This window comes from Citrobacter sp. Cf118, from assembly GCF_030334095.1.
Classification (GTDB): domain Bacteria; phylum Pseudomonadota; class Gammaproteobacteria; order Enterobacterales; family Enterobacteriaceae; genus Citrobacter; species Citrobacter freundii.
This window is the reverse complement of record NZ_JAOWES010000088.1, coordinates 172,348-191,756: the sequence shown is the minus strand read 5'-3', so window position 1 is coordinate 191,756 and position 19,409 is coordinate 172,348. Positions and strand designations below refer to the sequence as shown.

Here is a 19,409-nt window from a genome sequence, read left to right as displayed (position 1 = left end):
AACAATGAATATCATCCATAGGGAGTGACAAGATGGACAAGAAAATTGGTTTTATCGGCTGCGGTAATATGGGCAAAGCCATTCTTGGCGGCATGATCGCCAGCGGTCAGGTTCTCCCCGGACAAATCTGGGTCTATACCCCTTCCCCCGATAAGGTCGCCGCGCTACACGACCAGTACGGCATTAATGCGGCGCAGTCTGCACAAGAAGTCGCGCAGATCGCTGATATTGTTTTTGGGGCCGTAAAGCCAGGCATTATGATTAAGGTGCTGAGCGAAATTACCTCCAGCCTGAACAAAGACTCCCTGGTCGTCTCAATTGCCGCAGGCGTCACCCTCGATCAGCTTGCCCGCGCGCTGGGTCACGACCGTAAAATCATTCGCGCGATGCCAAACACGCCGTCGCTGGTGAACGCCGGAATGACTTCCGTCACGCCAAACGCCTTAGTCACGCCGGAAGATACGGCTGACGTACTGAATATCTTCCGCTGCTTTGGCGAAGCTGAAGTCATTGCGGAGGCAATGATTCATCCGGTCGTTGGTGTCAGCGGTTCAGCACCGGCCTATGTATTTATGTTTATCGAAGCAATGGCAGATGCCGCCGTTCAGGGGGGGATGCCCCGCGCGCAGGCTTATAAATTTGCGGCACAAGCGGTAATGGGTTCGGCGAAGATGGTGCTGGAAACGGGTAAACATCCTGGCGAATTAAAGGATATGGTGTGCTCACCAGGTGGAACCACCATTGAGGCGGTACGCGTCCTGGAAGACCGCGGTTTCCGTTCATCAGTAATTGAAGCGATGATTAAGTGCATGGAGCAATCGGAAAAACTCAGCCGCTCCTGAGTTAACACCGCCGGACGTCATGCCGCCGCTTCAGTGCGGTTACGTCCGGAATTCTTTGCTTTATAGAGCGCCATATCTGCTGATTTTAACCATTCTCTATAGTGTTCAGTTTCAGATGTCAGCGGCGCAACGCCCACGCTAATGCGCAGGTCAACCTGCGGCGCGCAAGATAAACGCAGTTGGGTAAGCCGTTCGTGAACACGAGACATCGCTGCAATCGCGCTGCTCGCCGACGTGCCACACATGATTACCGCAAACTCATCACCGCCAAAACGCCCAATCACATCGCTACCGCGTAAGGTCATCTGTAACTGGCGGGTCAGTGCAACAATGGCCTGATCCCCTACATCATGGCCCCAGGTATCATTGATACTCTTAAAATGGTCGATATCGATGATAAGGAGCGTGGCATCACGCTGATGGCGGCGGCAATTATCAAACTCATTACGCAGCAACAGCTCCCAATGACGTCGGTTATACACACCGGTCATCCCATCTCGCGTACTCATAACCTGTAAGCGACGTTTATGTTCTGCCAGCCGGATGAGCGTCTTATAACTCACCCAGGCAAACAGCAACGGGTAAACCACTAACACTGGCAGTGACAGCAGCACGCTCAGCTGCGTACTGCTAAAAGCCACGGGGATATCCGTTAACTGTAACGTCACCAGGCAGGAAACCACCATCAACACGGCGCCTGCGATGAAGACTCGCATACCTCCTGCGCCCATCAGGTTGATACAGATAATCATCAACAGCGCCGTGGATGGCAGCAAGTTTATCCCCATAATCCCCATCCACATCCCGGCGAGGATGGCATCGGCTTTTAAGTTGGTATATTCGCTATGCAGTGGATCGACAGCTTTACTTGCCAGTTGCCATGCCAGATGTGGCCAGACAAATGCCCATCCCACCAGCAAAAGCCACCAGCCTCCGGTTATTGGCTGAGAAACTAATACCGACGCGATAGGGAAAAACATACCCCCCAGTCCCACCGCTCGCGGCAGCCTGATTCGTCGGGCAAATCGCAGACCGGAACGTTGGTGGTCATTTTGATGAAGCAATATAAATGCTTCATTTGAGACGACCTTCTTTTGATAAAAATTTTCATCATTCATCGTATTTGGGAATATTCTGAAACAAATTTCCCAAATTATAGGAAGGGGTCTGGCGGCGGAAGTATGATATTTCGGGTGAGCGATTTTATCTGCTCACCCGGAAGTGCTAAGCAGATTTTTTCAGGCAAGCACTCATAAACTTATTACGATCATCGCCTTTCAGAGACTGCTCCGTCGCCTTGACGTTGCATTCACGCATTTTCTGCTGCTGCGGCGTCAGACTCTTTTCCTCAGGCCCAGATTTACTGTTTTTCAGGCAATCACTCATATACGTCTTACGCGCATCCCCTTTTAAGGTCTGCGCCGTTGCCTGCTGATTGCAGGTGGTCATACGTTGTTGTTGCGGGGTTAATGTCTTCTCGGCAGCACCGACGGTAGTTAAAAAAATAAGACCAAAAAGCAACGTCATTAATAATGTAATTTTCATAGCTCCATCCTTTTCTGAACGACGACACACAGGTAAGTTTGGCTGCTAACGATAAAAATACCACCCGACGGCAAAAGTATTGCCGCCGGGCGTCGGGTTATTTCAGTCCTAACGCCGCTTTCATGGTGTAGAACAGGTCGGTTTGATCGGTCAGGCCAACCACATTCGCCGCATGAGGGCCATAGGCTGCAATACGCAGTTGGCTGCCGGTGTGCTCCTGGGACTCTTCTTCAGAGTTGCCATAGCTAATGACCATCACCGCGCCATCTTTGGTGTTCAGCGCTTGCGTTAAACCGGGTGCTTTAGTATCCGGTGCGACTATCTGGCTGGCATGCGCGTGGTCAGCGGTTACCACGACCAGGGTGTTGCCATCTTTCTTCGCAAAAGCAAGCGCACGCTGCACCGCTTCATCCAGATCGACAGTTTCACCAATTTGTCCACACGGGTTAGCGGCGTGATCTTGTTTGTCGATTGACGCGCCTTCCACTTGCAGGAAGAAGCCTTTCTCATTTTTGCTTAACAGATCAATCGCTTTATCCGTCATCTGTGCCAGAGTCGGCACGCTGTCGTTACGTTTTGGATTTGGCGTGCAGGTCACTACCGGCTTATCCAGATTTCCGTGATAAGACGCTTTCGGGCCTTCCCAACGCACTGGCATATTACCGTCAGAGAACAGACCCAACAGCGGTTTATCCTGATTCGCTTCGGTAATCGCCGCCAGCGTCGCGGTATCACTCACCATCTGGTAACCACGGGCCTGTGCTTGTTCACGCAGCGTTTTACCCTGCCACTCACCTGCCGTAGCGGTTTCAGTAAAAGTCTTTGCCCCGCCACCTAACGTAACATCCGCACGGGCATTCAATAATTGTTCGGTAATCGACCCTTTACCGCCTTTTTCCAGCGCGTTCGTCGGGCATTTTTCAGCCGTCACGCTCGGGCCATAGCATTTACGCGAAGTGACATGGGCAACCAGCGCGGCCGGCGTGGCATCCTGCAATTCAGCCGTGGAAACGTTGCCTGTCGCCAGACCCGCCGCTTTGGCCATTTCCAGAATAGTAGCGTGATCTTTCTCATGAATATCAACGCCCAGAGCACCATTGTAAGTTTTAACACCGGTCGCCCACGCCGTCGCCGATGCTGCAGAATCTGTCACATAATCGGGCTTGCCGGTTTTCTTATCCAACGCATAATGTGTGTATTGTCCGGTCAACGGTAAAGCATCAATACCTTTAAAAAAGCCGCCCGCGCCTTCAGCATAATTTCGCGCTGCCGTTATTTCGGAATCACCCATCCCATCGCCAATCAGTAAAATAATATTTTTGGCCGGTTTGTCGTTCAGGGATTCGCGCAGAGCCGCGGTTTGGTCGGCAGACAATCGGCGAGCGCCACCCGGCGTGGAGATATCACCTTGAGCGGCACGATTATCCAAAACCGCTACAGTAGATGTTTCTGCATTAATAACCGGGGTAAACAGCAAAGGTAACAGGGCAATAGCGAGTGCGCTTTGTTTCACTTTATATTCTCCATGTATAAATACGGTAAAATTAAAACAAAGCGACTATAAGTATTTGATGTGACACTTTTATGATAATTTGTGGGTGCCCCGCCACAGATGGTTCAAAACGCTTTTGGTACGATCTCGCAAGCGTTATGTATGTTCGTCAGAAACGCGGGCATGCGGTTTACATCAGCCAGCGCCCCCTCAATTTGACGAATAAATATTTGCCGATCGTTCCACGCCATATTGCGCAGCATTTCGATGATTACCCGCTCTAACGTTTCGACCTGTACCGCCAGATCTTGCGACTCTTCTTCTTTTTGCGCGAGTTTAAGTAACAACTCAGTGACGAGGTTTTTCATTTGCCTATTCCCTTAACAAAATATGGGTCACGTTATCATTAAGGCTCACGACTGCCTAGAGGATGAAAGTTGTATTTTTATAAGTAATATAACGATTTGCGAAAACAATCACAACACAAAATAAGGCTAAATGCGTCTTGACGCAGAATGATTCAATATAAAAAGGTAAGAAAATTAATAATCACACAAATATATAATACACAATTATGGATTAACAACGCTGACAGGCAGCGTTGTTAATCAGGAACTCAACGCCCCCCGCGCCGACGTCGCAACGCAATAGCCAATTGCCAGATATTGATAAGCACAATGCTTGCTGTAGCAATGAACACCCAACGGAACCCCGCCATTGCCGAAACCGTCGCCCCCATTAATGGCCCGGCGACGTTGCCGAGATACATAAATGACTGGTTATAACCAAAGATGCGCCCGGTTATCTGGTCGCTGGAGTATTTCACTAACAGCGTCTGCACCGCCGGCAACATCGCACCGTCGGCAAAGCCAAGCAGAAAACGGAGAACTCCCAACTGCAACGGCGTGGTGACCCACGACATAGCGAAAAACAGCACCACCGCGAAGATTAACGTCGCCATTAAAATCCGCTCAGTACCAATACGGTCGCCTAATTTACCAAGTCGAGGCGCGGAAATCAGAGCAGAAATACCCGGTACTGAGGCTATCAGCCCGCTGAGAAAGGCAATATTCGAACTATCTGGGACCATTGATTTAATAAACAGCGCCAGAATTGGCCCAATTGAACCGTTACACAGTTGAATCACCATGGTGGTAAAAAACAGGCTGATCACCAGCGCCGGATGTGAAAGCGAGGCAAATACGGCCTTCCCACTCAGACGTTCGCTTTTTTTAATCGTAGGACGAACGCCCTCTTTGATCAAAAACAGTGTGACCAGAAAACTCACCACCAGCAAAGCGGCGGTAATACAGAATACCGCCCGTAAGCCAACGTGATCGGCAATAAAGCCCCCCATTAACGGTCCACCAATGACACCGCTAATTTGCGCCGTCGACAGCGTACTCAGCGCCCAGCCGCTGCGTTCACGCGGAACCTGTGACGCGACCAGCGCCATCGCATTAGGAATATAACCGGAGGTTAACCCCATCACCCCGCGCAGCAGAAAAAGCTGCCAGACGTTAGTAGCAAATGCCTGTAGCAAAATCGCAATGGCCATACCCAGTGAGGCCCGCAGCAGCATTAGCTTGCGTCCTTTGCGGTCGGCTAAACTGCCCCACATTGGAGAGACAATAGCTGAAATCAGGAAGGTGACGCTGAATGTTAATCCGGACCACATTGAGAGCGCTTCATGCGAGGTCACGCCCAGTTGGGAGATATAGAGTGGTAAAAAAGGCAAGATTTGGCTAATCGCCAGTCCGGTAAAAAAGCACCCGAACCAAACGGAAATAAGGTTAACTCTCCAGGATTCCATAAGGACTCATAACGATAAGTAGCTGAAAACTGCGAGCAGCTTAACAAATTACTTAGCTGAATAAGGGTCCACAGGTGCGATAAATCACAGTTTAGTATTTTATCTTCCCGCTCATCATATTTGTGATACAGCTCACATCAAACCCATAATATAAGCAGGGGATTATGCTTCGCGTGCGGACCGCTTGTTTGTTGTGTTCTATTCCCCTGTCGTCAGCCAAAACAATCTGCCAGAAGCCGAGGAAACCTGCGTTTTGTCGTGGTAATGTATGTGCTTTGCATTCATGGAATGGGTTTTTAAGATGGCAAAGTTGCGGGTAGGAATCGTATTTGGTGGTAAATCAGCGGAACATGAAGTGTCATTGCAATCGGCAAAAAATATTGTCGATGCCATCGACAAGACTCGCTTTGACGTTGTGCTGTTAGGTATTGATAAACAAGGGCAATGGCACGTCAGCGATGCCAGTAATTATCTGCTCAATTCAGACGACCCGGCGCATATTGCATTGCGACCTTCTGAGACCAGCCTGGCGCAGGTACCGGGTAAACAAGCGCACCAGTTGATCGATGCACAAAACGGTCAACCGCTGCCGACGGTCGATGTTATTTTCCCGATCGTACATGGCACTCTGGGTGAAGATGGCTCTCTGCAGGGCATGCTGCGCGTGGCAAACCTACCGTTCGTAGGTTCTGATGTGCTGGGTTCTGCGGCCTGTATGGATAAAGACGTGACCAAACGTCTGCTGCGTGATGCCGGATTAAACATCGCGCCATTTATTACGCTCACTCGCGCCAATCGCAACAACATCAGCTTTAGCGAAGTGGAATCCCGCCTGGGTCTGCCGTTGTTTGTAAAACCGGCCAACCAGGGATCGTCCGTTGGCGTCAGCAAAGTAACCAGCGAAGCCCAATACGATCAGGCCGTCGCGCTGGCATTTGAATTCGATCATAAAGTCGTGGTGGAGCAAGGGATCAAAGGCCGCGAGATCGAATGTGCTGTACTGGGCAACGATCATCCGCAGGCCAGTACTTGTGGAGAGATTGTGCTGAACAGCGATTTTTACGCTTACGACACTAAATACATTGACGATAACGGTGCCACAGTTGTCGTTCCGGCAGCAATTGCACCAGAGATTAACGACAAGATCCGCGAAATCGCCATTCAGGCCTACCAGACACTGGGCTGTGCCGGCATGGCGCGCGTGGACGTTTTCTTAACTGCTGAAAACGACGTTGTGATCAATGAGATCAACACGCTGCCAGGCTTTACCAACATCAGTATGTATCCGAAGCTGTGGCAGGCGAGCGGTTTAGGCTATACCGATTTGATCACTCGCCTGATCGAACTGGCGCTGGAACGCCATGCTGCGGATAGCGCGCTGAAAACCAGTATGTAAACCCGCCAGGATGCCTGATATAGCTATTGGGCATCCTTTACTTCATCATCTTCAACGCGGCGACGGATGATTAATCCGGCCAGCCAAAAGCTAATCACCCAGGTCACCAGCCCTACCGCATAGGTTTGCCACCCCTGCGCTTCAAAACCGAGTAAGCCCACCACGCCGTTGAGAATAAAGATAAGCCCAATAGCGAAGGCATAATAGTGCCAGTCTCGGCGGATTTTAACAGGCAGGTTCATAACGGCTCCGGTGGATATACAACATGAAAACGCATCCTCGCACATTTCCTCATACACGTCTGTGGCGTGTGCGGAATTTCTGAAATGTAAATTAATTTCACTTAAGGTTGCGTAATTGTGATGCTAAGCAAAAAACCGAAATCCAGGAATAATCTCTACCTGAAATTACCATCATTCTGATATTGACATTGCCGATCACCTGTCAGACTCACTTTCAGTTACAGGCATTACGTCAAAAAAAGCAGGTTATTTCCGGAGGTCTTTATGGCTGATTTTACGCTCTCAAAATCCCTTTTTAAGGGCAAGCATCGAGATCCCTCCTCCCTGCCCGGCAACATTGCGTATGCCGTATTTGTGCTGTTTTGCTTCTGGGCAGGCGCGCAGATTTTAAATCTGTTGGCCCACGCTCCCGGCATCTATGAGCAGTTGATGCAGTTGCAAATGCAAGAGACAGGGCGCCCGCGAGTTGAAATCGGCCTGGGCGTCGGAACCCTTTTTGGACTGGTCCCTTTTCTCGCCGGAAGCCTGATTCTTGGCGCCATCGCGGCATTCGCGCGCTGGCGCCGCCGTCGTCATAACGATGACTGACCCATACATTTCGCCCGACGATCGTCCACGCGTTTAGCAAACCACGCGGTAGTCAGATTACGTGTGATCTTCGGGCTTTCCAGTTGAATGCCAGGCAGCATTTCACGGGGAAGCGTTTTCCCGGCCTTCGCTTCCGCCAGTTTATAAACCTTCTCGTACAGCGCGGTCTCTTCAAAGGCCAGGCTGTCGCCTTTTTGCAGCTGACGGCGGATCTCACTCTCGCTCATGTCCAGCTTCCCGGCCAGTTTACGTACCGCCAGCTCCGTTTTGCCCGGCTCGCTGCTGCCATAGAGAATTAAATCACCGTCCATCGCCAGCTTCACGCCGCTGGCTTTACTGACCGCATTCTGGAAAGCTGCATTGCGGCTGGCATACCACCCGGCATTGAAATCGGCGAAGCGGAAAATTGGCGCACTGTAATTCGCCGGGTAGTTAAGCAGATGATACGTACCGAACCACAGCCCACCGCGGCGGCTAAATACTTCCTGGCGCACGGTTCCCGCCATTTTCCACGGGTAGCCGCTGGCATGCTGCTCAGCAAAGGCGATGCTAACCTGCATCGGCCCACCGGTATGCACCGGATTAAGCGAACCAAATAACGTCTGCCCCATCGGTACCATGTTGATAAAATCATCAAAGATCGCGCTAAGCTGTTTTTCGGTTTTCACCGTATCCAGGCGCTCGCTGTAGCTTTTCCCCGTTGGCGAGTTAATCTTCAGCGCGGTATGCACCACAAATAGCGGGATGTGCATACGCTCGGCACGACGATCGATCTCTTTCCAGGCGATTTTACTTAAGTTCGGCACGGCTGGATCCGCCTGGTAATTTGACTCCTGTTGCGCGACCGCCAGCACCGAACAGATATTTTCAACCGTCGGCGCCAGCTTCTGGCTTTCAAAAGTCTTTGCCAAATCCTGCGCCCATGCGTCCCGGTCTTTCACGCTGGCGGGCATTTTCTGGCGCACCACGCTCGCCACATCGACGGCTTTCTCCCCCTTTTTTAGCGGCTGCGCGGGTTGGCTACTACATCCCACCAGCACCAGTGCTGCCAGACCAGACAAGGGGTAAAGACGGGAAACCGTCGACATAACATCTCCTTATTATTAACTCAGCGTATGGGTAACTTCCTGAATGTCCTGACCATCAAGCTCTCGTTCAAAGCTGCGCAGACGCTTATAAATAGACATCAGTTCCACTAACGTTGTCCAGGAGTTAATCAGATACTGGAACGAGCCGCGCACCTGGCCAAACACGTTGGTGATTTGCGTCATCAGGCCGAGCGTAATCGTACCGGCAACAATCGACGGAAACAGCAGGAACAAGCCGAAAACGTTATCAACCTGCAGGTAAAGAATACGGGCGATATTGAAGTACATATAGTGAAAATAGAGACGGAAATAGTTTTGGCGTACCGCATGAAACAGTTCACGCACCGTCGGTGGCGTCGCACGGTTGCCATCATCTTCGCCATAGACCAGTTCTTTACGATAGGCTGCTTCCACGCGCTGGTTTTTAAACTCCAGCCCAGGAAGTTTTATCCCGACCACGGCCAGCAAACCGGTTCCCATCAGCGACCAGACAATCGCGGCAATCACCAGGCCATAAGGCACATGTCCAACAATCGGCAGGTCAGGAACATGGGCAGAGAGCGTAACCAGTACAGGCAGGAAGGCAATCAGCGTCATAATCGCGTTGATAAAACTGACGCCCATATCTTCCAGCGTAGAAGCAAAACGCATGGTGTCTTCCTGCACACGCTGCGCTGCGCCTTCGATGTGACGCAAATGCTGCCAGTGCGCCATATAGTGTTCGTTCATCGCGGTACGCCAGCGGAACACGTAGTGGCTGACGAAGAAGTTGTTCATCACGCCAATGACCACGGCTATCAGAGCAATGCCGAGAAAAATGCCAACTTCATGATAGAACTGCTCAATCTTCACCTTGTGTGGTGCGCTGAGCGCAGTTTGAATTAGGTCATAAAATGGCGCGTACCAGGCGTTGACAGCGACGCCGACTTCAACCAGAAACCAGGTCACAAAAATAATCAGCGATGTGCCCAGAATAGACCAGTACTGCCAGCGGTGTGGGCTGTAGAGAAACCAGAACAGCGCGAACACCCCGACACAAAGAATGTAGTACGCATAAAAAATCAGATAATCCAACGACCAGAAACGCGCTGCGCTAATAGGTACGTCTCCCGACGCGCCGGTAATATGTGCAACCCAGGCTCCCCCACCTGCTTGCCAGAATACAACGGCGACTAGTGCCCAAATAAATGCCGAAATAAAGAACGGCCCCGGCTTTGGGAAAAAAGACTTAAACATAGTGCTCTCCTGCTAACTTCTTATCGTTATGACGACTGCTGTGCATTTGCCACCGTGGAGTGCGGAGGCCAGACGGCTTACGCCCAAAAACACAAGCTGAAACCGACAATTGTGACCAAAACCGAGGCACTTAGTTCGCACCTCGGTTATGAAGAATTGTTTCTGTGGTTTTCACACTCGACAACGTTCCAGTATGTGCAGATTATCACAGCGTGAGATCACAAAAGCGAACATCCGCAATCCAGGAAACTCCTACGTTTACTCATCGTTACGTTTTTCCCACTATCATTGGTTGATAAGCGCTTTGCAATACGCCGATGAGTAGTATAAATACGCATACGCACGACATCCTTTTTCACTTTCTCTAACTCATGGACACCACCGTTGAAACGTAGTCTGCTTTTTTCTGCCGCGCTGTGTGCGGCGTCATTGACATCAGTCCAGGCGGCACAGCCTATAACCGATCCGGTTTTCGCCTCCGATATCGTCGATCGTTATGCCGACCATATATTTTACGGCAGTGGTGCTACGGGGATGGCGCTCGTGGTGATTGATGGTAATCAGCGCGTATTTCGCAGCTTTGGCGAAACGCGTCCCGGTAACAACGTCCATCCACAGCTTGATTCCGTGATTCGAATTGCCTCAATCACTAAATTAATGACCAGCGAAATGCTGGTGAAATTGCTCGATCAGGGCACGGTCAAACTCAACGATCCATTGAGTAAATATGCACCTCCAGGTGCACGCGTGCCGACTTATCAGGGCACGCCGATTACGCTGGTGAATTTGGCGACGCATACCAGCGCGCTGCCGCGCGAGCAGCCTGGCGGCGCGGCAAAGCGCCCGGTGTTTGTCTGGCCAACCCGCGAGCAGCGCTGGAGCTATCTCTCTACTGCCACGTTGAAAGCCGCACCGGGTTCACAGGCATCTTATTCCAACCTGGCGTTTGACCTGCTGGCCGATGCGCTGGGAGCGGCCTCTGGTAAGCCTTATCCGCAGCTGTTTGAAGAAAAAATCACCCGTCCGCTGGGGATGAAAGACACCACCTTTACCCCGTCCCCCGATCAATGCCGACGCCTGATGGTCGCGGAAAAAGGTGCCAGCCCGTGCAATAATACGCTGGCGGCAATGGGCAGCGGCGGTGTCTATTCTACGCCCGGCGATATGATGCGCTGGATGCAGCAGTATCTCTCTTCTGACTTTTATCATCGTAGCCAGCAGGCCGACAGGATGCAGACGCTGATTTATCAGCGTACGCAGTTAACTAAAGTGGTGGGAATGGATGTTCCAGGCAGAGCCGATGCGCTTGGTCTGGGCTGGGTCTACATGGCGCCGAAGAATGGCCGACCGGGAATTATTCAAAAAACCGGCGGCGGTGGAGGTTTCATCACCTATATGGCGATGATCCCACAACAAAACGTCGGGGCGTTTATCGTGGTGACCCGTTCTCCGCTAACCCGTTTTACCAATATGAGTGACGGTATCAACGATCTGGTTGCAGAGTTGAGCGGGAACAAACCGCAGGTTATTCCCGCATCCTGAGTTAATACTCAAAAGGCAAACGGTTAATGCTCACCAGTTTGCCTTTATTCATTTCAATGTAACCACCTTTACGCAAAGCCGCGAGAACCTCAGCGACAACCGAGCGGGAAATTCGCGTGCGTTGGTGAATATAGTTCATGACGCCGATACGCGAACGCAGTACGTCGTCCCATTTCATCATGGATATCAGCGTCGCGCGAATCTGATCGTAGGAGTTATTGCCGATCAACTGCAGATCGCGCAATTCAAGCATGGAATTTTGCCATGCCAACCAAAAAAAAGCTTCACGCCAAAGCTGGCACTCTTCAATTATATTAATTGTTTGTGAGGCAGGTAGATGGTATCCCGTACAATCGCTTTCCGTGATTAATCTGTATTGTATATCTGTTTTCATCACGCCATCTGAAAGCCCCATAATAAACGGTGCCTGTGCAATACCAACCAGCACATTCTCCCCTCGCCTCAGGGAAATTACACCATTTAAAATGATAAAGGTATCGTCACTGTTTATATCACTGGAATAAATTATTTCTTTATCGTTATCACACTCAAAGTGTTTGCCATATTTCGACAAACATTTATCAAGCTTACCAAATTCCACAAGCGGTTTATTTGCAGACAACATCTGGGCATTCCTTGCAATAAATGCCCGTCAAATCCGTGACGGGCATTTTTCTGAGTTAGATTATCTTTTCTTTAACGACGAGAGATGTCTTACCAGGTATATTTAACGCCAACATTTGCAGACCAGTCTTGATCTACATCACCACCACCGAGGTAGTTAGCATCGGTGTAGGCGCTGAAGTTTTTGGTAAAGCTGAACTGAGTACCCAGTCCAACACGTACCGCAGAACCTTCTACACCGTTGTCGATAGAATCGCCATTTACGTCAGAATCGTTGTTAGAGTCGTCGTAAACGTAGGCCAGTTTGAAGTACGGAGTCAGCGCCTGATCTTCGCTATAGGCGAAGGTATAACCTGCATCTACACCGAGTTCATAGCGCATGCTGTCATAAGACTGACCGTCAACTTTCATGTCATTGCTCAGCTTATAATCATCACCAGACTGGAACAGACCGGATACGCTGCCGTATGGCGTTACGTAGCCTGCGTCACCCAGCTTCAGGTCATAACCCAGTTTCAAGCCAAAGCCCCAGGCATCAGAAGAGGTGCTGCCATCAACATACTGACCGTTGCTCATGTTGGCAGACAGATCGTTGTTAAAGTGGGAGTAGCTTAAGTTACCGTCAACAAAGATGTTGTTGTCAAAGCGAGCAGAAGAGTAGATGTAGGCAGTCTGGCTATCCTGATCCACCTGACCGGTACGGTCGCTCATATCACCTTTCGCGAAGCCTGCTGCAGCACCGACAATCCACTTAGCGTTGTTACCATCAATTTTGGAATCAACACCAACCATGATGCCGTTAACATCCTGATCGTAGTTAATGGTGCCGTTATCTGCATCGAAGCTACCACCGAAGTAGCTTACCCATGCACCACCGTTATCAACCAGACCATGACGTGCGTTAGTCAGACGAGTACCAACGGTATCTTGTTCCAGGTTCCAGATATTGGTGTTAGCAGACGGGATGCTCAGCGCCATGTTCGCGTAGTCTGTCAGTTCCATCTGCTGCAGAACAACGGTGTTACCCTGCTGCTGAGCCTGATAGGTGTAAGCACCGAGGTCAGCTTTGTTGGCTGCAGAGAAGGTCGCGTTGCTGTTCGTGTCGTTAACGTAGATCAGCTCGTTACCTTTGTAATCCGCAACAGAACCAGCGCCAGTCGCGTTATCGATGCGAACTTTATAGTTACCGGTTGCTGCCGCGACATGGTCACCGTAGTTATCAACTTCAGACTGATCGCCTGAGGTGTCGGAATCGCCGTTACCGTTGATAGTCAGATGACCATCAGAGTTCATCGCGATCACGCCATAACCGTAGTTAGCCTGGGTGGTATCGTTGGTACGATCGTTGGTCAGGTCAGCATTCAGTACATAGTTAGTGCTGTTGATGTCGAAAACACCCGCATTAACATGGTTGTAAGCGTCGGTGTAGCTGGTCAGATTCAGCGTATCAACCTGCAGTGCATCGCCTGTGCTGTTGCCCACATCCAGAACACCGTTGTTGGTAACGTTGATGGTGTTGGCATACAGCGCAGCACTACCTACACCCCAGCCAGCAGCAACATCATCAGCAATTGTGACGGTACTGTTATCAATAGACAGGGTATCGGTCGCAACATGACCATCTTCGTTGATGTTCAGTGCAGAACCACCGGTCAGGCCAATAGTGTCGGAGATCAGGGTAGAATCACCCACGTTGACGACGGAACCACTGTTGATGCTCAGGGTGTCGATCAGAGACGTTTTGGTGGTATCCCACTGTGAAGCGCCGTTCAGCGTGACGTTGAACAGACCGCTCTGGTAAACAGAGTTGCCAACCACATGACCATTTTCGTCATAAGAGGTTGTGTCGCTATCGATACCGTAGGTTGAAGAAGGCCACAGGCTGTTGGCAGCGATGTCGATCAGCGTTGCAGTGGCTTCAGTACCTGCAGCATAGTTATCGTAAACGCCGTCACCATCAACATCAACCTGATGTACGGACATGGCCGCACCAACCCACTTACTGCCGTTGTTCAGAGTCAGATCCAGACGGTCAGTACCATCCCATCCGTTGGTATCCAGATCGGCATCAGTATCACGGTAAGTATCTGCGCCGTTCGGGAAGAAGTTCTCATCGAAGTTGCTGGAGAACAGCACGTCACCCATCAGCGCGGAATTATTAAACGTGGCGCTGGTCTGCATCGCGTTATCAGCATCCGGATTGGCAATAACCGCTAATGCGATATCATTAGCGTTCCAGCCGTTACCGTTGTAGTCGCTCGCATTGCTGGTGTTACCAAACCAACCGCTGGTGCCTTCGTCAGTCCATGAACCAGAAGTCAGGGTAGAATCGCTGACAGCGATGGTGTTGTTAAACACTTCACTGCTGTTTACGCCGGTACTAACGGTGTTATCGTCAATGTCCTGCCACTCGTAACCCTGAGTCAGGGTAATGCCAGCGACGTGAGAGTTGGCGGAGATAGACAGATCAACTTCTTGATCCAGCGTGATAGCCGTCCCCAGGTTATAAACGTCGACAACGTGCGTGTCAGCCGCGTCATTATACGTACCGTTGTAGGTATAATGTTCGTAGTTGTCATCAATCGTTGAGTTGATAACGTTCATCGCCAGGCGGTCGTAGTAGTAGTCGGTACCTGTACGGTTAGAACAATCCGTGGTCATACATTCGGATGTCACCATACCATGAATGGTACTGTTTTTAATCGTCAGGCTGTTGTTATTGGTGTTAGTAGACAGCCCATCATCCAGATAATAAGTAGAAATAACGCCGTTGACAGTAGCGTTATTGATTACCGGATAAATATCACCGTTATAAATACTATCGGTGTCGTAATTGTTCCACCCGACATATCCATCGTAATAGACGCCATCAGCATAAGATGCATCATTATAATGGGTAAACGTTGTGTAGGCGGTCCCAGAGATATCAGTAGAAGCATTCGCCTGAGAAGTGATTGCCAAAGTGCAGGCTAATGCTAATTGTGATACTACAAGTTTCTTTTTCCAAATGTGCATTTGTCATCCCTCCTCAGGGACGTAATATAGTTGATCCATCAATTATCAATGCAAAGAAAACATTTTATGTTTCGCAGGGACGATTATGCGGTTTCATTAAGGAAAGGTTCAATTATTCTTTGCCCGTTGTCCGAAACCGGACAACGTAATAAATTCAAGTCACGCCATTTAAGAAATATAAAAACCAATAGTTTCAATCAATTAAAAGAGAACCAACATTCAAAGCATACAATTCACTAATGAATCAGAACGCAAACAAATAAATAGACAATAAATAAACACAATCTATACGCCACGCTATAAAAGCAAACGCATAGATATTTAAAATAATAAAAAAACAATAAACAAAATAATGAATATGAATAAATTGCTATGCTTGTGAATAAATTGCGCTAATGATTCATCCCTTCGTTACAGGAAATCCAGATATAACGCCAACTTTCGTAAACCACACGCCCTCAGGTTCGGGTATACTACGGCCTTCGATTCCACAAACATCAGGCATACCATGACAGACCTAATCCAACGCCCTCGCCGCCTGCGCAAATCTCCCGCGCTGCGCGCTATGTTTGAAGAGACAACACTCAGCTTAAATGACCTGGTGTTGCCGATCTTTGTTGAAGAAGAACTCGACGATTACAAAGCTATCGACGCCATGCCAGGCGTGATGCGTATTCCAGAGAAGCACCTGGCGCGCGAAATTGAACGCATTGCTAATGCTGGCATCCGCTCGGTGATGACTTTCGGCATTTCCCACCATACGGATGACACCGGTAGCGATGCCTGGAAAGAAGACGGCCTGGTGGCGCGCATGTCGCGTATCTGCAAACAGACCGTGCCGGAAATGATCGTCATGTCCGACACCTGCTTCTGCGAATACACCTCACACGGCCACTGCGGCGTGTTATGCGATCACGGCGTGGATAACGATTTAACCCTTACCAACCTCGGCAAGCAAGCGGTGGTTGCCGCCGCAGCGGGTGCGGACTTCATCGCGCCTTCCGCCGCAATGGATGGTCAGGTACAGGCGATTCGCCAGGCGCTGGACGCCGCGGGCTTCACCGATACCGCTATCATGTCCTACTCCACTAAGTTTGCCTCATCTTTTTACGGCCCATTCCGTGAAGCCGCGGGCACCGCGCTGAAAGGCGATCGTAAAACCTATCAGATGAACCCGATGAACCGTCGGGAAGCGATTCGCGAATCGCTGCTGGATGAAGCCCAGGGCGCAGACTGCCTGATGGTCAAACCGGCTGGCGCGTACCTCGATATTCTGCGCGATATCCGCGAACGCACCGAGCTGCCGATTGGCGCTTACCAGGTCAGCGGTGAATACGCGATGATCAAATTCGCGGCGCTGGCGGGGGCTATAGATGAAGAGAAAGTGGTGCTGGAAAGCTTAGGGTCGATCAAACGCGCTGGCGCGGATCTGATCTTCAGCTACTTCGCACTGGATCTGGCTGAGAAAAAAATTCTGCGTTAATAACGCCTAACCGGGCCTACAGGTCGTAGGCCCGGCAAGTGAAGCGTCTCCGGTAATCATCACGCCCGATAAAATGGCTTATCTCCCAGAATCGTTGCCCGATGCATAATGCGCCGCTGCGGCAGATAATCCGCATTCGCATAATGCTGCGTCACGCGATTATCCCAAATCGCCACATCGTTGGGCTGCCAGCGCCAGCGCACCTGAAACTCCGGTTTGGTGATATGCGCGAACAAAAAGCTCAGTAACGCCTCGCTCTCTTTTTCCGTGACATCGACAATTCGTGTGGTAAATCCTTCATTCACGAACAGCGCCTGCTTCCCGCTCACCGGATGCGTGCGTACTACTGGATGCAGCAACGGTGGATGTTTAGCGACGGCCTCCAGCCAGCGCAGGTGCTCCTCTGGGGTCTTGCGATATTTATATTCCTGAAATGATTTACGGAAATCATGCTCTGCCCGCAGGCCACTCAGCAACTGACGGAACGGCTCAGACAATGCTTCATAAGCGGCAATCCCACTAGTCCACAAGGTGTCGCCCCCGGTTGATGGCAGCTCTTTCGCCGCTAAAATCGCCCCGGCAGGCGGCGTGTCGATAAAGGTGACATCGGTGTGCCAGTTGTCGTTATCCGGCGGATTATCGTTATGGGTATCCAGCACGATAATTTCTTCTACTCCTTCGGCATGCGGATAGACCGGGTGAATATGCAGATCGCCAAAACGCAGCGCCAGCGCCCGCTGTTGTTGCGGCGTAATCACCTGCTCGCGCAGAAACACCACCTGGTGGCGCAATACCGCGTGATAAAGCTGTTCAAACTGATTATCGCTCAGCGGACGCGCCAAATCCGCACCGGAAATTTGTGCGCCAATATACGGCCCCAGCGGGGTTATGCTCAGACGTTCACTCATTGTACTTCTCCATGCCAGGGCGTCAGGCGGCGCTGAAGCGCGCGCAGACCCAGTTCTAAAATAAACGCGATAACGGCAATCACCGCGATCCCCGCCAGCACCACATCCGTTGCCAGAAACTCACCGGCAGACTGGACCATAAATCCTAAGCCTCGCGTGGCGGCAATCAGCTCTGCCGCCACCAGCGTCGACCAGCCCACCCCAAGTCCGATCCGTAATCCGGTGAGGATCTCAGGTAATGCCCCCGGCAAAATAACAAACCACAGCACCTGCGCACGGCTGGCTCCCAGCGATTGCGCGGCGCGCACTCTCACCTGCTGCGCACTTTTCACTCCCGCCAGCGCCGACATCGCTACAGGGGCAAAAATCGCCAGATAGATAAGCAAGATCTTGGAGGTTTCACCGATGCCAAACCAAATGACCATCAGCGGTAGATAGGCCAGGGGCGGAACCGGACGATACAGCTCAATGATCGGATCGAGAATGCCGCGCATCGTCGGACTCAGCCCCATAGCGATTCCAACCGGAACACCCAGCAGCACCGCCGCCAGCAGCGCGATAACAATACGTGTCAGACTCGCCGCCAGATGCTGCCACAGCGTGGCATCCATAAATCCCTGCGGACCGGCAATAACGATCAGCTTTTGTAAAACCTGTCCCGGTGGCGGTAAAAACAGCGGACTGACTAACTGCAGCGCCGCCACAGTCCACCACAACGCCAAAATGACGGCCAACGTACCAAGGCTTAAGGTAATCTGCCGCGAGAACGGCCAGCGCCAGTTGAGCGCGCGCTGGCGACGGGGTTTATCATTAATCACCACGCTCATGAAAATGCCTCCCGTTGTTCAAAGACTCGACCTAACACGTACTCGCGCATGGCGATAAACTGCGGATCGGACTTAATGCTGCGACTCGACTCTCCAGCCACAAAGCGACGGGCGAAATTCAGCGGCAGACGCTCCAGTACCCGGCCTGGGCCTGGCGACAGCAATACCAGCTCTGTCGCCATAAACACTGCTTCTTCAATATCGTGCGTAATCAACAGCACCTGTTTGCCAGTCTCATGCCACAGCTTCAGCAGCAGGGTTTGCATCTGCTCACGAGTAAAGGCGTCGAGCGCGCCAAAAGGTTCATCCAGCAACAACAACTGAGGATTGGCCGCCAGCGCCCGCGCAATGCCGACGCGCTGCCGCTGTCCGCCGGAAAGCTGCCAGATAAAGCGTTTGCCCGCGTCCTCCAGCCCGACTTTCTGCAACATCTCCAGGGCAATACGCTGACGCTGTAGTTTATCCACCCCCGCCAGCTGCAGACCAAAAGCCACGTTGTCCTGCACATTACGCCAGGGCAGCAGACCTTCATTCTGGAATACGACCCCGCGATCTGCCCCCGGACCGTCAACCCTGTTTCCCGCCAGCGTGATGCTGCCATGCTGATACGGCACAAATCCGGCAATCAGATTTAACAATGTGGTTTTCCCGCAACCAGAAGGTCCGAGTACCACCAGCAGCTCACCGCTATCGAGCGTCAGGTTGATATCCTCCAGCGCCGGTTTTCCACCGTAGCTGGCGGCAAGATGAGAGATTTGCAGCATCAGC

Annotated in this window: 18 protein-coding genes; 5 read left to right on the top strand and 13 right to left on the bottom strand. The window is 51.1% G+C overall.

The features are described 5' to 3' along the window. Positions 1 to 32 precede the first annotated feature (32 nt). Entirely contained in the window at positions 33 to 842 is an 810-nt protein-coding gene (gene proC / locus OGX67_RS21055; RefSeq protein ID WP_032948672.1) for a pyrroline-5-carboxylate reductase, read from the top strand. A 17-nt stretch (positions 843 to 859) separates the two neighbouring features. Here proC and adrA read toward each other — a convergent pair whose 3' ends face one another. The 5 genes from adrA to OGX67_RS21030 form a co-directional block, all read right to left on the bottom strand. Next, positions 860 to 1,975, bottom strand: a complete 1,116-nt coding sequence (gene adrA / locus OGX67_RS21050) for a diguanylate cyclase AdrA (protein WP_086538773.1) — start codon at positions 1,973 to 1,975, stop codon at positions 860 to 862. A 91-nt stretch (positions 1,976 to 2,066) separates the two neighbouring features. Then, positions 2,067 to 2,387, bottom strand: a complete 321-nt coding sequence (psiF, locus tag OGX67_RS21045; RefSeq protein WP_003021454.1) for a phosphate starvation-inducible protein PsiF — start codon at positions 2,385 to 2,387, stop codon at positions 2,067 to 2,069. 97 nt (positions 2,388 to 2,484) lie between these two features. Beyond that, entirely contained in the window at positions 2,485 to 3,900 is a 1,416-nt protein-coding gene (gene phoA, locus OGX67_RS21040; protein ID WP_257651702.1) for an alkaline phosphatase, read from the bottom strand. 104 nt (positions 3,901 to 4,004) lie between these two features. After that, complete coding sequence (locus OGX67_RS21035) at positions 4,005 to 4,247, bottom strand: sigma-S stabilization anti-adapter protein IraP (protein WP_003021448.1); 243 nt, start codon at positions 4,245 to 4,247, stop codon at positions 4,005 to 4,007. A 248-nt stretch (positions 4,248 to 4,495) separates the two neighbouring features. After that, complete coding sequence (locus OGX67_RS21030) at positions 4,496 to 5,692, bottom strand: multidrug efflux MFS transporter (protein WP_003021445.1); 1,197 nt, start codon at positions 5,690 to 5,692, stop codon at positions 4,496 to 4,498. A gap of 301 nt (positions 5,693 to 5,993) precedes the next feature. Between OGX67_RS21030 and ddlA the strand changes: the two genes are divergently transcribed. Beyond that, entirely contained in the window at positions 5,994 to 7,088 is a 1,095-nt protein-coding gene (ddlA, locus tag OGX67_RS21025; RefSeq protein ID WP_087879102.1) for a D-alanine--D-alanine ligase, read from the top strand. A gap of 23 nt (positions 7,089 to 7,111) precedes the next feature. Here ddlA and OGX67_RS21020 read toward each other — a convergent pair whose 3' ends face one another. Further along, on the bottom strand, positions 7,112 to 7,330 hold the full coding sequence (locus tag OGX67_RS21020; protein ID WP_003021440.1) for a DUF2754 domain-containing protein: 219 nt from the start codon (positions 7,328 to 7,330) through the stop codon (positions 7,112 to 7,114). A 264-nt stretch (positions 7,331 to 7,594) separates the two neighbouring features. Between OGX67_RS21020 and OGX67_RS21015 the strand changes: the two genes are divergently transcribed. Then, the gene (locus OGX67_RS21015) at positions 7,595 to 7,918 is read left to right on the top strand and encodes a DUF2755 family protein (RefSeq protein ID WP_286527155.1); all 324 of its coding nucleotides are present in this window, start codon (positions 7,595 to 7,597) and stop codon (positions 7,916 to 7,918) included. Here the strand turns inward: OGX67_RS21015 and OGX67_RS21010 are convergent. Next, positions 7,903 to 9,006, bottom strand: coding sequence for a DUF1615 domain-containing protein (locus OGX67_RS21010; RefSeq protein ID WP_003847631.1), 1,104 nt, complete (start codon positions 9,004 to 9,006; stop codon positions 7,903 to 7,905). The two genes, OGX67_RS21015 and OGX67_RS21010, sit on opposite strands and share 16 nt — an antisense overlap. Before the next feature lie 15 nt (positions 9,007 to 9,021). Then, positions 9,022 to 10,242, bottom strand: coding sequence for a peptide antibiotic transporter SbmA (gene sbmA / locus OGX67_RS21005; RefSeq protein ID WP_003021430.1), 1,221 nt, complete (start codon positions 10,240 to 10,242; stop codon positions 9,022 to 9,024). 384 nt (positions 10,243 to 10,626) lie between these two features. On the opposite strand from sbmA, the gene ampH reads away from it, so the two are divergent. Beyond that, complete coding sequence (gene ampH, locus OGX67_RS21000) at positions 10,627 to 11,784, top strand: D-alanyl-D-alanine-carboxypeptidase/endopeptidase AmpH (protein ID WP_003021428.1); 1,158 nt, start codon at positions 10,627 to 10,629, stop codon at positions 11,782 to 11,784. Between the two features lies 1 nt (position 11,785). Here ampH and iprA read toward each other — a convergent pair whose 3' ends face one another. After that, positions 11,786 to 12,409 carry a hydrogen peroxide resistance inhibitor IprA gene (iprA, locus tag OGX67_RS20995; RefSeq protein WP_071696892.1) on the bottom strand — a complete coding sequence of 208 codons (624 nt, stop codon included), beginning with the start codon at positions 12,407 to 12,409 and terminating at the stop codon, positions 11,786 to 11,788. A gap of 89 nt (positions 12,410 to 12,498) precedes the next feature. After that, positions 12,499 to 15,423: an autotransporter adhesin EhaB gene (gene ehaB / locus OGX67_RS20990; RefSeq protein WP_286527152.1), complete on the bottom strand. Its 2,925-nt coding sequence runs from the start codon at positions 15,421 to 15,423 to the stop codon at positions 12,499 to 12,501. 508 nt (positions 15,424 to 15,931) lie between these two features. On the opposite strand from ehaB, the gene hemB reads away from it, so the two are divergent. Beyond that, complete coding sequence (hemB, locus tag OGX67_RS20985; RefSeq protein WP_003021420.1) at positions 15,932 to 16,906, top strand: porphobilinogen synthase; 975 nt, start codon at positions 15,932 to 15,934, stop codon at positions 16,904 to 16,906. Positions 16,907 to 16,965: 59 nt separating this feature from the next. Here hemB and tauD read toward each other — a convergent pair whose 3' ends face one another. The 3 genes from tauD to tauB are packed head-to-tail and all read right to left on the bottom strand — an operon-like array spanning position 16,966 to position 19,405. Beyond that, on the bottom strand, positions 16,966 to 17,814 hold the full coding sequence (gene tauD / locus OGX67_RS20980; protein ID WP_003021417.1) for a taurine dioxygenase: 849 nt from the start codon (positions 17,812 to 17,814) through the stop codon (positions 16,966 to 16,968). Then, a complete protein-coding gene (gene tauC, locus OGX67_RS20975; protein ID WP_003021414.1) occupies positions 17,811 to 18,641 on the bottom strand; it encodes a taurine ABC transporter permease TauC in 831 nt (276 codons plus the stop codon). Before tauC ends, tauD begins: the two co-directional genes overlap by 4 nt. After that, positions 18,638 to 19,405 carry a taurine ABC transporter ATP-binding subunit gene (gene tauB / locus OGX67_RS20970; RefSeq protein WP_003021412.1) on the bottom strand — a complete coding sequence of 256 codons (768 nt, stop codon included), beginning with the start codon at positions 19,403 to 19,405 and terminating at the stop codon, positions 18,638 to 18,640. Before tauB ends, tauC begins: the two co-directional genes overlap by 4 nt. Between the last annotated feature and the right edge of the window lie 4 nt (positions 19,406 to 19,409).

Excerpts from the sequence above, each read along its gene's own strand:
- proC (WP_032948672.1), top strand. The coding sequence starts at position 33 with ATGGACAAGAAAATTGGTTTTATCGGCTGCGGTAATATGGGCAAAGCC.
- psiF (WP_003021454.1), bottom strand. The coding sequence starts at position 2,387 with ATGAAAATTACATTATTAATGACGTTGCTTTTTGGTCTTATTTTTTTA.
- OGX67_RS21035 (WP_003021448.1), bottom strand. The coding sequence starts at position 4,247 with ATGAAAAACCTCGTCACTGAGTTGTTACTTAAACTCGCGCAAAAAGAA.
- OGX67_RS21030 (WP_003021445.1), bottom strand. The coding sequence starts at position 5,692 with ATGGAATCCTGGAGAGTTAACCTTATTTCCGTTTGGTTCGGGTGCTTT.
- ddlA (WP_087879102.1), top strand. The coding sequence starts at position 5,994 with ATGGCAAAGTTGCGGGTAGGAATCGTATTTGGTGGTAAATCAGCGGAA.
- OGX67_RS21020 (WP_003021440.1), bottom strand. The coding sequence starts at position 7,330 with ATGAACCTGCCTGTTAAAATCCGCCGAGACTGGCACTATTATGCCTTC.
- OGX67_RS21015 (WP_286527155.1), top strand. The coding sequence starts at position 7,595 with ATGGCTGATTTTACGCTCTCAAAATCCCTTTTTAAGGGCAAGCATCGA.
- OGX67_RS21010 (WP_003847631.1), bottom strand. The coding sequence starts at position 9,006 with ATGTCGACGGTTTCCCGTCTTTACCCCTTGTCTGGTCTGGCAGCACTG.
- sbmA (WP_003021430.1), bottom strand. The coding sequence starts at position 10,242 with ATGTTTAAGTCTTTTTTCCCAAAGCCGGGGCCGTTCTTTATTTCGGCA.
- iprA (WP_071696892.1), bottom strand. The coding sequence starts at position 12,409 with ATGTTGTCTGCAAATAAACCGCTTGTGGAATTTGGTAAGCTTGATAAA.
- ehaB (WP_286527152.1), bottom strand. The coding sequence starts at position 15,423 with ATGCACATTTGGAAAAAGAAACTTGTAGTATCACAATTAGCATTAGCC.
- hemB (WP_003021420.1), top strand. The coding sequence starts at position 15,932 with ATGACAGACCTAATCCAACGCCCTCGCCGCCTGCGCAAATCTCCCGCG.
- tauD (WP_003021417.1), bottom strand. The coding sequence starts at position 17,814 with ATGAGTGAACGTCTGAGCATAACCCCGCTGGGGCCGTATATTGGCGCA.
- tauC (WP_003021414.1), bottom strand. The coding sequence starts at position 18,641 with ATGAGCGTGGTGATTAATGATAAACCCCGTCGCCAGCGCGCGCTCAAC.
- tauB (WP_003021412.1), bottom strand. The coding sequence starts at position 19,405 with ATGCTGCAAATCTCTCATCTTGCCGCCAGCTACGGTGGAAAACCGGCG.